Annotated in this window: 12 protein-coding genes; 11 read left to right on the forward strand and 1 reads right to left on the reverse strand. The window is 60.9% G+C overall.

What is annotated here, in order from left to right; all coding sequences use genetic code 11:
- The 10 genes from ACT4N8_RS14230 to ACT4N8_RS14275 form a co-directional block, all read left to right on the forward strand.
- A partial coding sequence (locus tag ACT4N8_RS14230) for a glycosyltransferase family 4 protein (protein ID WP_444858772.1) occupies positions 1-816 on the forward strand: 816 nt, incomplete at its 5' end.
- Between the two features lie 43 nt (positions 817-859).
- Positions 860-2,482: a heparinase II/III family protein gene (locus tag ACT4N8_RS14235; RefSeq protein ID WP_444858773.1), complete on the forward strand. Its 1,623-nt coding sequence runs from the start codon at positions 860-862 to the stop codon at positions 2,480-2,482.
- Entirely contained in the window at positions 2,479-4,557 is a 2,079-nt protein-coding gene (locus ACT4N8_RS14240; protein WP_444858774.1) for a bi-domain-containing oxidoreductase, read from the forward strand. Before ACT4N8_RS14235 ends, ACT4N8_RS14240 begins: the two co-directional genes overlap by 4 nt.
- A 27-nt stretch (positions 4,558-4,584) precedes the next feature.
- Positions 4,585-5,742: a glycosyltransferase gene (locus ACT4N8_RS14245; protein ID WP_444858775.1), complete on the forward strand. Its 1,158-nt coding sequence runs from the start codon at positions 4,585-4,587 to the stop codon at positions 5,740-5,742.
- A 45-nt stretch (positions 5,743-5,787) separates the two neighbouring features.
- Entirely contained in the window at positions 5,788-6,543 is a 756-nt protein-coding gene (locus tag ACT4N8_RS14250) for a methyltransferase domain-containing protein (RefSeq protein WP_444858776.1), read from the forward strand.
- Between the two features lie 26 nt (positions 6,544-6,569).
- Positions 6,570-7,406 (forward strand): FkbM family methyltransferase, encoded by an 837-nt coding sequence (locus ACT4N8_RS14255; protein ID WP_444858777.1) that lies wholly within the window; start codon positions 6,570-6,572, stop codon positions 7,404-7,406.
- Between the two features lie 48 nt (positions 7,407-7,454).
- A complete protein-coding gene (locus tag ACT4N8_RS14260) occupies positions 7,455-8,420 on the forward strand; it encodes a UDP-glucuronic acid decarboxylase family protein (RefSeq protein WP_444858778.1) in 966 nt (321 codons plus the stop codon).
- On the forward strand, positions 8,420-9,634 hold the full coding sequence (locus tag ACT4N8_RS14265; protein WP_444858779.1) for a glycosyltransferase family 4 protein: 1,215 nt from the start codon (positions 8,420-8,422) through the stop codon (positions 9,632-9,634). Before ACT4N8_RS14260 ends, ACT4N8_RS14265 begins: the two co-directional genes overlap by 1 nt.
- A gap of 118 nt (positions 9,635-9,752) precedes the next feature.
- Positions 9,753-10,745: a CgeB family protein gene (locus ACT4N8_RS14270; protein ID WP_444858780.1), complete on the forward strand. Its 993-nt coding sequence runs from the start codon at positions 9,753-9,755 to the stop codon at positions 10,743-10,745.
- Complete coding sequence (locus tag ACT4N8_RS14275) at positions 10,742-11,593, forward strand: FkbM family methyltransferase (protein ID WP_444858781.1); 852 nt, start codon at positions 10,742-10,744, stop codon at positions 11,591-11,593. Before ACT4N8_RS14270 ends, ACT4N8_RS14275 begins: the two co-directional genes overlap by 4 nt.
- Before the next feature lie 89 nt (positions 11,594-11,682).
- Here the strand turns inward: ACT4N8_RS14275 and ACT4N8_RS14280 are convergent, their stop codons facing one another.
- The gene (locus ACT4N8_RS14280; protein WP_444858782.1) at positions 11,683-13,032 is read right to left on the reverse strand and encodes a lipopolysaccharide biosynthesis protein; all 1,350 of its coding nucleotides are present in this window, start codon (positions 13,030-13,032) and stop codon (positions 11,683-11,685) included.
- A gap of 209 nt (positions 13,033-13,241) precedes the next feature.
- On the opposite strand from ACT4N8_RS14280, the gene ACT4N8_RS14285 reads away from it, so the two are divergent.
- Entirely contained in the window at positions 13,242-14,666 is a 1,425-nt protein-coding gene (locus ACT4N8_RS14285; RefSeq protein WP_444858783.1) for a hypothetical protein, read from the forward strand.
- Positions 14,667-14,763: the final 97 nt, after the last annotated feature.

Raw genomic sequence — 14,763 nt, forward strand, 5'->3', positions numbered from 1 at the left:
GGCATACGCCTACTCGAGTTGCTCGAGCGAATAGCTTATCGCCGGGCCGACGCGTTGGTTTCGGTGACCGAGTCTTTCGTTCCCCACATTCTTGCGCGCCGCCACGGAAAGGGCCCGGTGGCGGTCATCAAGAACGGCGTTGATCTGACGCGTTTCGACAGCGATAAAAACACAGCGGAAGACGGCCCGAGGCTGCGGCGAAGGCTCGGGGTCGACGACAAATTCGTGGCCGCCTATGTCGGTACGCACGGCATGGCGCACGGACTGGACACTATCCTGGACGCAGCCGAGCGGCTAAAGGGCGATGAACACATTGTCTTCCTTATGTTCGGGGACGGGAGCGAACGCGCTCGGATCGCTAATGAGGTGGCACGGCGGAGCCTCAACAATGTGAGGGTGCTCGGGCAATATCCCAAGGCCACGATGCCGGCGATCTGGCGCATAACCGATGTCAGCCTCGTTCTGCTGCGCAGACTGGATACGTTTAAATCGGTGCTGCCTTCTAAGATGTTCGAGGCGATGGCGATGCGGCGGCCGATTATCCTCGGCGTCGAGGGAGAGGCGCGCACCCTCCTCGACGCGGCCGGGGCCGGCATTGGCATTGTGCCCGAGGATTCAGAAGCTCTGGCCGAGGCCGTCAAACGTCTGGCGGCAGCGCCCGAGGAGGCTCGGGCGATGGGCGAATCGGGCCGCCTTCACGTCATCGAACACTTCGACCGCCGCCAGCTCGCGCAGCGCTATTTGGCCTTCCTCGAGCAGGTGATCTCCGGCCGCGCCCAGTCCGACGACAGGGTCGACCATGCTCCAGCGACTTAGGCGCGAATTTTCCTTCGCACGCCGAATCCCCTCACGACAGATCATGCGGCGCGTCTGGCTCGTGACCCGTCGAATCGGCGAGCGTGCATTCAAGTCTCAGTGGCAGGCGCCGGATGCGCGCCGGGGTCCAATGCCGCCCCAGCCGCTCTTCGCGCCCAGGCAAATCGCCACCCGGACGGAGGCGGGTTGGTTGTTCAGATTCCTTGGCGGCGAGGCGCGGATGGGCGAGGCGTTGCGATGGCAGCCGGCGGATCATCCTGGGGCCGCCCAGCTGTGGCTAATGAATCTTCACTACATGGAGTATCTGGAGGCCTTAGCCGACAATGATGTCGAGGCACTGATCCTACAGTGGATCGCCGAGAATTCGCCTCACCGCGAAGGCGCGTTGACCGCCGCCTGGAATGCCTATGCGCTCTCGCTGAGAGCTGTGGTCTGGATGCAGCAGCTTGCCTCGCGTTCTGGTTTTGGCGAGGACCTCCGAGAACGGGCCGAGCGCTCGCTGGTTGAGCAGCTCCTTTATCTAGAATCGCATCTCGAGACCGACATCGACGGCAACCATCTAATCAAAAACATCAAAGCATTGTTGTGGGCCTCGGCCTATTTCCAGGGCCCTACGGCGTCGCGCTGGCGACGGAAGGGACTCGTCCTCCTTGCCCGCGCGCTTCCGCGGCAAATACTACCCGATGGTATGCATTTTGAGCTTTCGCCTGCCTATCATTGCCAGGTGTTCGCCGATTTGGTGGAAATCCGACACGCCCTAGCGGAAGACCCACTGGACGGCAGTCTCGACGATGCACTGATCCGCGCGTCCCGTGTTCTCGCCGAGCTTTGCCATCCAGACGGCAACATAGCTCAGTTCAGCGACTCAGGTCTGAACATGGCCTATGCGCCCCACGAATGTATGTCGGCTTACGCCTCGATCGGAGGCATTCCGCCGGCACCGTCCCCCCTCTTTCTGTTCCCGGACGGAGGTTATTTTGGGGTGCGCCAGGAGGAAAGTTATGCGGTCGTGGATGCAGGCATGGTTGCGCCTCCCGGCCTCCCCGCCCACGGCCATGGCGACATCTTCAGCTTCGAATGGTCGCTCGATGGTGAGCGGATCATAGTTGATCAAGGTGTCTACGAGTATGTAGCCGGCGAGCGGCGCACGGCCTCGCGCACCACGCGATCGCACAACACGCTGCACATCGAGGGCGGCGATCAGGCCGAGTTTTTCGGTGCCTTTCGTTGCGGGCGCATGGCGAAGAGTTCCGTCCAGACACGCGAGATCGATGGAGGGGGCTTGGTCCTAGTTGGCAGCCATGACGGTTACCGGATGTTGCCCGGCGCGCCGGTACATCATCGCCGATTCGACCTCTACCCGCGCAAGATCCGCATAAGCGATCGGATCGAAGGGTTGCTGACTCGCGAGGCGCGGATCGCGCTGCTCCTCCATCCGCGCGTACGGGCTCGCAGAATCTCGGCTGGTCAGTGGCGGCTAAGCTGTGGCAAGGCCGTCGCGGAGATTAACGGAAGTTGCGACATTCACGCCGAAGAGGCCGTGTGGTGGCCTGACATGGGTGTAGAAATGTCGACGGTACGGCTGGTAGTGACCCTGATACCCGGGATGAATGACGCCGTTCTCGAACTCGTCGGACTCGGCCCAATCCAGGAAATAGATTCGTGAAACAGGTCGAGCAGAATTATCGGACGGGCGCGTTGCGGGTCATCGATGCGCCCGCTCCGCGCGCTTCGCTCTTTTCGGCACTCGTCCGCACACGCGTTTCGCTGATCAGCGCCGGGACGGAAAAGCAAATCGCAGATATCGCCAAGGCCTCGCTCGTAGGCAAAGCGATCGCGAGGCCCGACCTGGTCCGTCAGGCGATCAATAAGATGAGGACCGAGGGCCTGGTACCGACCGCACGCAAGATATTCGCCAAGCTCGATACGCCGATTCCGCTAGGCTATAGCTTGGCTGGGGTCGTAGCCGAAGCCGGCGTCAATTCCGGCGTAAGCGCCGGACAGCGCGTTGCTTGCGCGGGAGCAGGCTTAGCCAACCATGCGGAATTCAACGCCATTCCGAAGAATTTGATGGCGCCCATCCCTGAAGCGGTCAGCGACGAAGATGCAAGCTTCGTGACTGTGGGCGCAATCGCCTTGCAAGGTGTGCGCGTGGCCGATCCGACGCTGGGTGAGAGAGTCGTGGTCATCGGCCTCGGCCTTATCGGCCTCCTCACAGTACAATTGCTCAAGGCCAATGGCTGTCAGGTGCTCGGTTTCGACCCTAATCCCGCGCGCGCGCGCTTGGCGCTGGAGCTGGGCGCTGATGTCGCGATCAGCGAGGAACTTGCCACGGCAGTCACCGGCTTTACGGGAGGACGCGGCGCGGATGCCGTGATCGTCGCCGCCTCCACTAAATCGAGCGAGCCGCTCAATCAGGCCGCGACCATAAGCCGCATGAAGGGTCGCGTCGTCCTCGTGGGCCAGGTCGGCATGACGATCGACCGTGACCCCTTCTACAAACGCGAGCTCGAGCTGCGCCTGTCGATGTCTTACGGTCCGGGTCGCTACGACACGGCCTATGAGATCGAAGGCCACGATTATCCACTCCCGTATGTTCGCTGGACCGAACAACGCAACATGGAAGCGTTTCTGGAGCTGATCGCGACCGGCAGGGTGACGCCGTCGTTGTTGGTGTCTCATCGCTACCCCATCGAGAATTCTGACCAAGCCTATGCGATGATGGACGGCGATGATCCGTATCTGGCGATCCTACTGACCTATCCGGAGCGGCAAACGAAACCAGTGCACGCGGTTGATCTCCGCTCCCCGGGTGCCTCGGGCGTGAGCGGCACCGCCTTTGTCGGCTTCGGAGGCTATGCCAAGGCCATCCTGTTCCCCGCCTTGCGTAGGGCAAGTGCTGAGCCCCTCCGCATAGTCGTGACCGCAAGCGGCATAAGCGCGCATGGCTCCGCCGAGAAGTTCGGCTTCGAGCGCGCGGCGACCGACCCGGAAGAGGCTTTCGCCGATGCCGGTGTATCCACAGTTTTCATCGCGACCCGTCATGACAGTCATGCCGGCTTGGCAGTCCGCGCGCTCGAAGCGGGCAAGCATGTCTTCGTGGAAAAGCCGCTTGCGCTAAGCCGGGAGGATCTCGATCAGGTCCTTGATGCGGCCAGGAAAGCCCCGGGGATTCTCGCCGTCGGCTTCAACCGGCGCTTTGCCCCGATGATCCTCGAGGCTGGAGTGATTTTGGCGAAACGCACCGGCCCGATCAACATGCTCTACCGAATCAACGCCGGGCCGATCGGGCGCGAAAGCTGGGTCCATGGCAGTGAGGGCGGAGGACGGATCCTCGGCGAGGTTTGCCATTTCATTGACACGCTGTCCGCACTAGCGGCCACGCCGCCGGTCGCAGTGGAGCAAATGAAGCCTGATGGCATTGGCGACAGCGTCTCGGCGCTGATCCGCTTCGCCGACGGCTCGGTCGGCGTGATCCTCTACAGCTCGATCGGCGATCCCGCGATAGCCAAAGAGCGGATCGAGATTTTCGGGGAGGGGCTGGCAATCGAGATCGACGATTTCCGGGCGATCTCGATTAGCCGTGGCAGTCGGACGAAGCGCCGGAGAGCGGCCCAGGACAAGGGTCAGAATGCCCTAGTGAGGAGCTTTCTCGCCGGCCGGGCAACCGGAATCCCCCCCGTCCCACTCGAGACGCTGGAGGCGGTCAGCGCGGCCACTCTCTTGCTCGCCGGACGATAGCCCGGCGGTGGCAGGCGCGCGCGCGACATGAGCGATCCAAGATCGACGCTGCTAGTGCTGCAGCGTTACTTTTGGCCCGGTTTCGATTCGACCGGGCCTAATCAGAGCGTCATGGAAATGATCCGGGCACTGTCGGACCGCTTTCGGTTCCGCGTGATCGCTGATGCGACTCCGGATGAGGAGGCTGGGCGCTGGACCGAGCTGCACGGAATCGAGCGTCTGCCGCTGCGGGCAGGCTGGCTCGGCTCCAAGGGTCTTCGGGAAACGCTAATCGAAACACCGCATGCCGCGATTCTAGCGAACAGCTTTTTCGATCCGACGCAAACGATAGCTACGCTTCTACTGCGGCGCTTTGGCCGAATTCCCTACCGGCCGCTGCTCCTCGCATCGCGCGGCGAATTCGCACGCTCCGCCCTTGCTACTAAGCCGTTTCGAAAAAATGTCTACTTGCGGACGATGAGGGCCGCGGGCCTGCTGAGCGGGGTTATCATGCAAGCGACGGACGAACGCGAGGCGGCTGACGTCGCTCGCGCGCTGGGACCGAACATCCCCATCGTCATCACCCCGAACATCCGGACCATCGCGCCGCTCCCATTCCATCCGCCGCGGCAACCAGGCGAAGCGCTCCGGATCGCCTTCCTAGGACGGATCGACCGCATCAAGAATTTGGACTTCGCCCTGGATCGCCTGCGCGAGGCCGACGTGCCCGCCCGATTCAACATGTACGGGGTCTCCCTCGACGAACCATATTGGCTGGCGTGCCGCCAGAGCATCGAGCGGCTTCCGCCTCATATCGTCGCGAAGTATCATGGCGTGATCCCCAACGGCGAGGTTTTACCAATGATGGCGCGGCACGATCTCCTGCTGCTCCCCACCGGCGGCGAGAATTTCGGCCATGCAATCGTGGATTCCCTAGCGGCGGGGACGCCGGTTCTGATTAGCGACCGGACGCGATGGCGGGGCCTCGAAGCCGAGGGCGCCGGCTGGGATGTGTCGCTGGAGGATGGAGGGCGATTCGTGGCCGCGATCCGGGAGGCCGCCGGCGAAGATGCCGAGGCCCGCGCCCGACGCCGCGCCGCGGCGCGATCCTATATCGAGCGCGCGATCCATGCGGACTGTGCTATTGCCATCATGACGAAGTGTCTCGAATCGCTGGTGAATAACGAGACTGTGTTTCGCGCTTGACGGGTTCAGCCAATCCCCTCATGCCCCGCTGTGAGCGGGGCTAGTATGAACCCAAATGCGAATCCGTCCGAACTCTATCGTGATTATGCGCAATGGAAGGGGTGGAGCGACCCGTTTCGCTGGTCAGCCGAAGAAGGACGTTATTATGCCGCCGAGCTCGGGTGGGATCCCGCCGGGCTGGATATTCTCGAGATTGGTTTCGGCAATGGAGGCTTCCTCGGCTGGGCGCGCGACAACGGCGCACGAGTCATCGGATCGGAACTCACCCCAACTGCGATCCTTGCGGCCGAGGCGATCAAGCTGCCGTTGGTTCCGCCGAATTTCGAACAAGTTGGTGGGTTGGAAGCCGAAAGCCTGGACGCGGTAGTCGCCTTCGACGTGTTCGAACATCTCGAGCCAAGCGCCATTCGCAGCAAGCTAGCCGCGATCGCAAGGGCGCTGCGGCCCGGCGGTCGCTTGGTGCTGCGCTATCCGAACGGCCAGAGTCCTTTGGGGCTCGACCCGCAGCATGCGGACGCGACCCATATGGTGGCACTGTCCCGCGCGAAGATCGAGCAATATGCGGCAGGCACGGGCTTGCTCACGATCCGCTACGGGGGGGCCGCGCGCGTCCGGTCGGGTCGAATAATCCGTGATTTGGTCCGGCTCCTGCGATACGGGCTTCGCGCGGTGATCGAGGCGGTGATCCGCTTTTCTTATGGTACCGCTGCCGAGCTTGCCCCCGTCGTGACTCACGTCCTCGAGCGCGAGATTGTCCAAGACGTCGGATCAAGGCCAGCGAAAAGGGCGGTAAACCGATGAGTGATCGGGTTGAGGCGACCAGGCGCTTGCTGCGGTATCTGCTCGCGCACCCGCTAGCCGGCAGACGACCGCTGACCGCACTGGCTCGGCTTGCGGCCTGGCAGGTGCGCAGTCGGCTGAGAGCTGGCCCGCATCAGGTGCGCTGGATTTCAGGCACCACGCTCGTGGTGCACCGTGGCATGTGGGGCGCGACCGGAAACCTCTATCTGGGCCTGCACGAGTTTGGTGACATGGCCTTCGTCCTACACATGCTGCGAGAAGACGATCTCTTCGTGGATGTCGGGGCGAATGTCGGCACGTACACTGTGCTCGCGGCGGGCGTTCGTGGTGCCCGCTGCCATGCCTTCGAGCCCGATCCCCTGACGGCGGCACACCTAGCCGCTAACCTCGCCAGCAATGGGATCGAGGACAAGGTGGCCGTCCACGTCATGGCGCTCGGGCATGCCAATGGCGAAATCGGCTTCACCATCGGCCTCGACACCGTGAATCGGGTTGCATCGGCGGGCGAGCCCCAGCGTCTAGTCCCGGTCCGGCGGCTCGACGATGTCCTTGTTGACCAGGTACCCGTCTTGATCAAGATCGACGTGGAGGGACACGAGGATTCGGTGTTCGCGGGCGCCGAAGCCACGCTGGCAGATAGCCGACTGCTCGCGATCGAAACCGAAAGCGCGGGCCCAGTGAGCCTTGAGTTATTCGCACGACTCGGCTTTCGGCGCCGATACTACAATCCCTTCAAGCGAGTGTTGACATCGGAACCGAATTCCTGGCCTGATAACAACAGACTTTATGTACGCGGCGAAGCGGAGATCATGGACCGTTTGCGCGACGCCTCCCCAATTGAAGCGCTTGGCTTGCGATTCTAGCAGTTACGAGCCAGCGGTTTTCTGGAGCATGGAAGAACGATGACACGAATGTATGACAGCCGAAAAAAGATACTCGTAACCGGTGGCGCGGGCTTCCTCGGCTCGCATCTTTGCGACCGGCTGCTGGAACAGGGCCACGAAGTACTTTGCGTGGACAACTTGTTCACCGGGACCAAGCGTAACATCGAGCATCTGAACGGCCATCCCCGGTTCGATTTCCTGCGACATGACGTCACCCTTCCGCTGTTCGTGGAAATCGACGAAATCTACAATCTGGCCTGCCCGGCCTCGCCCGTCCACTATCAGCACGACCCCGTGCAAACGACCAAGACCTCCGTGCACGGCGCGATCAACATACTGGGGCTGGCCAAGAGGCTCAAATGCCGCGTCCTGCAGGCCTCGACTAGCGAGGTTTATGGCGACCCAGCCATTCATCCACAGACGGAGGAATATTGGGGAAATGTCAATCCGATTGGCCCTCGCTCATGCTACGACGAGGGCAAGAGATGTGCCGAGACCCTATTCTTCGACTATCAAAGGCAGCATAGCCTCCAGATCAAGGTCGCACGAATCTTCAACACCTACGGCCCGCGCATGCATCATGCCGACGGGCGAGTGGTGTCGAACTTCATTGTCCAGGCACTGACGGGCGAATCGATCACGCTTTACGGCGACGGCCGCCAGACCCGCTCATTCTGTTATGTCGATGACCTCGTCGACGGCCTGATCCGTCTTATGAACAGCGATCCGGTGGTCACCGGCCCGATCAACCTCGGCAATCCGGTCGAGTTCACGATGTCCGAGCTTGCCGAAAAGGTATTGAGCATTACCCGTTCCTCGAGCCGACCAGTTTTCCACAGTTTGCCGTTAGACGATCCGAAGCAGCGGCAGCCCGATATCAGCAAGGCCCGGAGCGTGCTCGGTTGGGAGCCGCGCATCGCGCTTGACGAGGGCCTCACCCGGACGGTGGATTATTTCCGGGATCGCGTTACCGAGCTCCGGGGCGAGCCCTGATGACGGGCCACGGAGGCAAATGGCGTGTCGCGTTCGTTAACTCGCACCCGATCCAATATTTCGCGCCGCTCTATGCCCATATCAACCGGTCGCCGGACATCGAAGCAGTGCCGATCTACCTCTCCGACGTGAGCCTGAGAGGCGGCTATGATAAGGGCTTTGGACGCGCCGTGAAATGGGATCTCGATCTGCTCGAGGGGACTGACCCGATCTTCGTCAAGAACGCCGGGAGTCATCATTTCGACCAAGGACTGAAACTTATCGCACCAGACATCTGGTCGATCGTCCGCAGCGGCCGGTTCGACAGCCTCGTCGTCCATGGCTACGCCTTCGGCGCCAATCACGTCGCCATAGCTGCGGCGAAGTCGGCCGGCATCCCAATCATGGTACGGGGCGAATCACATCTCGGCCTAAAGGGCCGCGGGTGGAAGAGCAAGATACGGGCGGCCATCATCCCGCATTTCTATCACCGCTTCGATGCCTTTTTGGCGATCGGGACCGCGAACCGCAATTACTACCGCTCGTTGGGAATTCCCGAGTCTCGCATTTTCCACTTCCCCTATTCCGTAGACAATATGCGACTGCTGGCGGATTCGGAAATGAGCCCCGCGCAGCGTTCGGACTATCGATCACGGCTTGGCTTAAACGGTGACAATCCGGCAGTGCTGTTTGCTTCGAAGTTCGAGAAGAGAAAACATGCCGACGATCTGATCCGTGCCTGCGGCATGCTGAGGCGCGAAGGGCTTGCCCTGCAACTGGTCATGGCCGGCACGGGTGAGATGGACGCCGAGCTTCGATCACTAAGCGAAGCCGAGCCCGATCTCCACGTAATCTTCCCAGGATTCGTCAACCAGAGCGAGTTACCGAAGCTCTTCGGCGCTTGCGAAATATTCGTGTTGCCTTCGGAGGAAGAACCGTGGGGCTTGATCATCAACGAGGCGATGTGCGCTGGGCTGCCGGTCGTTGCGTCTCGCGAGATCGGCGCGGTTACCGACTTGGTTTATGATGGATACAACGGGCAGGTCTTCGACGCGAAGGACGTGCGCGGATTGGCGAATGCGCTGAGGCCGATTGTCGCCGATCCCGCGCTTCGCGCCTGCATGGGGTCGCGCAGCCGAGCGATCATCGCCGCCTGGTCCTATGTGGAAGCCGAGCAGGGCTTGCGCGCCGCCCTGAGCTTCGTTGCGCCCACGAAGCGAACGACGGCCACCTGATACTATGGTAGAGCGCAACGCCATATTCGCCACGGAGTTCTGGCACGGGGCCACTGGAAGGGGACTTGCGCAGGGGTTCCGCGAATGTGGTTGGTGCGTCGAGGAGGTCGACACGCGAATGTTCGGCCCCCGGGGGGGAGGCACACGCCTCGTCGACCGCCTCAATGCGCGTGCGTTCCGTCGCAGCCAACTCCGGGCCTTCAACCAGGCCGTCCTCGATTCGGCCGCTACGCAAAAGGCCCATTTGATGGTGACCGTCAAGGGCAACTTCATGCTGCCCGAGACCCTACAGGAGCTCCGCGCCCGCGGCGTGTTCACGGTAAACTATTATCCCGATGTGGAATTCGAATTTGGCGGCTTCGATCGGCGACGACTTCATGAGTTTGACCACATCGTAACGACAAAGAGCTTCCAAGTGCCGTACCTCATTGATCTGCTCGGTGAGGAACGGGTCAGCTTTGTTCACCACGGTTATTCGCCGTTCGTCCACCGGCGGGTCGCCGTAGGCGCGCGCCAAGATGTGTTCGTCCGCGATCTACTTTATGTCGGCAACGCCTCGCGCCACAAGCTGGAATGGCTGCTGCCGCTCGCCGAGGCATTTCCGGAACGGAATCTCCTGGTGGTCGGCAATCGCTGGCGCGAGCTGGCGCAGGACACGGCACTGGCCGGATCCGTGCTCGGTCACCAGCTCACGGGTGATTTCTACGCGCGCGAGATCGGGCGGAGCCGTATTAACATCGCGCTTCATTACGGTCCTGTGAGCGCATCTGGATGGGAGGATCTCGTATCGACCCGCACATTCGAGATCCCTGCTTGCGGGGGTTTCATGCTGCATATTGAGAATCCCGAGGTCCGTTCGCTGTTCGAGGCACCGTCCGAAATCGACACCTTTGCCACTCCCGGGGATCTGATTGCAAAGGTTCGGTACTATCTCGATCGAACGGACGAGAGACACGCCATTGCTGCTAGGGGTCTCGCCCGTGCGAAAAGGGATCATTCGCTGAATCGGCGCGCTGCAGAAATGTCAGCGCTCATCGATCAACGTATGCGCGCTGATAAAATGAGCGTAATCGCCCGGGAACCGAGCCGGCCGAAAGGAGCTGGCGCGTGAACGCCTTGGGTTTGATCGAAAGGGTGCTTGGTCGACGCCTGATGTGGAAGATCGGTCGGCGCCTCTATCTGCACGCCCGGCGTGAAGGTTCGCTCGACATGGAAAGCAATGGCGAGGCAAATCTCCTGAAAGCTCTTGCGAAACGGGCGGCCCGTGAGGGGCGCACGCTCAACGTGGTCGATATCGGGGCCAATCTGGGCAGTTGGTCGACCTCCCTCATGGAAGCTCTGCAGACCGCCGGAGCACCGCGGGCTAGGCTGACCTTGTTCGAGCCCGTCCCCGCGATTCGGGCAACCCTCACCGACACGATGCAAGGATGGGCCAGCTTCGCGGACATCGTCATCGAACCCATGGCACTCTCCGACCAACACGCGACCATGACCATGATGGTAACCGGTCCGTCCACTGGCACGCATCACCTCCAAGCCGACCTCCACAATTTCGAAGGCCAGGCGATCGACGTCTCCGTCACCACGTTCGACGCCTATATGCATGGCAGAAAGACCACTCACATCGACTTCATCAAGATCGATGCCGAGGGCTTCGACCCCAAGGTCATTGTCGGCATGGAAGACCTGCTAGCGCGTGGCGGCGTCGACCTGATCCAGTTCGAATATAGCATCCTTTTCGTACGGAGCCGGGCCTATCTGGCCGATCTCTTCGCGCGCGGCGCGCGTCATGGCTACGTCGTCGCGTTGCTGTCCCAGCAGGGCATCGAGCTGTTTCCGGCCTGGCATCCGGACTTGGAGCGTTTCTATGCCTCCCCGATGCTGCTGGTCCGTGACGGTTGGTCGGCGCCGCTGCCGGCTTGGGAGGGCTACTACGAGGCGGACAACACGCGACGCTGAGGCGCGCCCCCCGGTTCATCGATTCCCTGCGCTCGGTGGACGATCGTCGCGCTTCCCTGCGCTCGGTGAACACTCGCCGCCTCCCCGCCTCAGCGCGCTCCCTCGATGGCCTGCGGCGCCGGCACCGCGCGGGCGAGGCGCCGGCTGATGATGTACGTGATGCTGAGCTGCACCAAGAAACCTGTCGCATTAGCGATCGCGGCTCCCCGAATGCCAACAGCGGGAATTAGGACCAGCGCCATGCCTGCATTTGTCGCCGCCCCCATAGCCAGCGGCCCAATGAGCCTGCTGGTGTTGCCGAGCGACATGATTCTGGTCTCGATCACCTGATTTAGCGTCAGCAGCGCGAAGCCGAATGCTATCCAGGTCATCACCTGATCGGCAGTGTCGCGATATGGCTCCGCCAGAAGAAGCTCGGCTAAGGTGGGGGTGAAGAAGAAAAAGAACAGGAGCAGCGAAAGGCCGAAGGCGACCGTGAGAGCCACCCATGCGCGGTACACTTGACTCGCCCGCCAATGGTCACCGTGAGATTCGGCCTCGAAAAGGGCTGGCCGAAAGGCATTGGTGGAAATGGCCGCGACCAGTTGCATGGCGCGACTTGCGATGCCGAATGAGCCCGCATAGAAGCCCACCGCGGCGACACCCATGGTGCCGGCAAGGACATAGCGGTCCGACAGGCTTCCGACCCAGCTCAATATACCGATCACGACGAACGGGAGGCCATAGGATCGAATCAAAGCGATGACATCGCGCCTGCGTTCGGGCGACATGCCGCGGAGCGTGAAACGCCGCTCCTCGGGGGAAAGCGCGACGATGATCGTGGCAACTGCGACTACCGCCAGAAGATTTCCGGCAAGAAACATCTCCACGCTCGATCTGATCGAAAGGAGCAACGCAGTGGCGGCAATTATCGCGATCGCTTCGCCAGCCTGCCAGGCAGACTGAAGGCCCTGCCTTCGCTCTGCAATGGCGCGATTGAGCAGGCCGGTTCGAACGGCATAAATAGGTGGCCATACAAGAAGCAAAAGTGCCAAGAAGACGAGGAAGGTCTGGCCCTGCAAAACTGTCCAGGCGGCATATGCCGATGCCGCCAGCACACCGATCACCAAGGCAGGAAGAATGGCCAGCTTGAGTATCTCGCCGGCAAACGCTGCCGAATCACCTTCCAGGGTGAACTTACTATGATAGCGGAGCTGGGTGTTACCGACTGGCATGACACCGATATTGAACAGGAGCAGCAGCGTCGTACTCAGCATGTTCGCTGTTCCGAATACGTCCGGCGCCGCTAGCTCGGTCAGGATGCGAACCCCAATCAGGCTCGCCGCCGCGACCGCCATCTGACCTAGCCCCGACCATATCAAATGGCGAAAGATCCGAGTGTTTCTGATCTCCCAAAGAGACCTGATACGGCTTGCAACGGCAGCGAGTGAGGCAGTCATTTGCGCTTTCTCTGGCGAGGTGCCGGCATGCGGCGAGGCCTGACCGACATTACCACGCCATCCTTCACGTTTTTGCGGGGCCAGCCTTGTAGAATGGCCCACCCCCTTGCACGGAGCGACGGCCCGCCCTAGTCGCTCATATGATGTATCGCAAGCCAATGCCGCCCCACGTGCAACCCATCGTCAAAAGCACCTCGAGCCCTCAATGCATGGCGCCCGAAAGTAGTGAGCTATTGGCTGCACTTTTTGCCACGCTTCTGAATTCTCTATTGTTCTGGGCCGAAGCATATAATGCCGTCAACATAATCGCCCCGGCTATGATCGGTGCGATTGCGTCTTGGGCCATGTGGAGGCTCGTCCGCCGAGCGCCGGCTAACGTTTGGACGCCCTTGTTTGCGTTGAGAGCTGCCGTGGCTGCGTACCTTTTTATTGGAGCCCTGATTCCGGAAACGGCCGGGGACATCGCTCGGGAATCCATCTTCGCTCTCTACGCCTATTCCCCAGAGGAGGGAGCAAAAACTCACGTCATTTGTATGGCTTTCTACCTCACCTTGCTCCTCTCGGTAAAGGCGGCGAGCCTCGTCCTCCCGGCCATACGCTATCGCGTGACGCATCGAACGTTCGATAGCCATCAGACTTTCATACTGGGACTCGTCTTTGCCGGTATCGGTATGGGCTACCTGACCTTGATAGAAATTCCGACTCGGCTGGCGTGGTACACCGTCTCATTGCCCGGCTCGATAATGATTTTTTTCGCCGCAATCGGTTCTATTGGGGTGTTCCTAGTTACACTTTGGGCGTCGGAGGGAAGCAGGGCCAGGTACATACTCGTACTCGCATTGCTCCTGACTCAGTTGCTATTGAGCGCGATCCTTCTCGAAAAACTGGGCTTCCTGATGGCCGTCCTTCTTGCAGGCCTTGCGATGCTTATTGTGAAGGCAAGTGTCTTTCGCATCGCCCTCTTGGCCCTCACACTTGGTGCGGTCCTGAGCTTAATGGACCCGGCATTCGCCGCCGCCCGTCACGCACACATCCAGATCTATGGTGATCTGACCGGCGGCACTGTCGACGGGAGGCTCGATGGCTTCCGTCAATATTTTCTCGACGACCGATTTAATTCTGTCGACGGTGACGACCGATATACTTTTACTCGCCTAAACTACACATCATCCTCGTCGTTTGTCGTTACACAATATGACCAACATATGCCGGGGCGTACGATCCGAGATGGATTATTCGCGCTCGTCCCTCGTGCGATCTGGCCCGAGAAGCCTCATGTGAGCAGTATCGGATTTGAGCTGTACGAAATGCTCACTGGCCGAGCGACTTCATCACTTGGAATAATTGTTTTCACGGACGCCTATTGGAATTTCGGTTGGCTGGGCGCCATGATATTTGTTCCGGCGGGCTTCTTCCTCTGGTGGGCGTCGTGCATAGCGCGACGCATCGTCGAGGCGAGGGATTGGCTGATGATGCCCTTTGTGCTGATTGTCTTCCGAATCGGGCTTTCAGTGGACAACGTTTTTGTGCTGACATGGCTTACGCCCGCCGTCCTGTCCGTCATATTCTATCATGGCCTGCGGATAGTTAACGAAACGCTACTCAGTCGGCGCTACGCCCGAGGCAAGTCCTGAATCGCCGAGCTTGCCATCGAGCAGATGGCGCAAGATCAATGACTCGCGAACTAGGGGCTTGCACGCGAGGAGGATGGGGCTATAGGCTTCGCAGCAG

The organism is Sphingosinicella sp. (genome assembly GCF_052387495.1).
In the GTDB taxonomy this organism is placed as follows: domain Bacteria; phylum Pseudomonadota; class Alphaproteobacteria; order Sphingomonadales; family Sphingomonadaceae; genus Allosphingosinicella.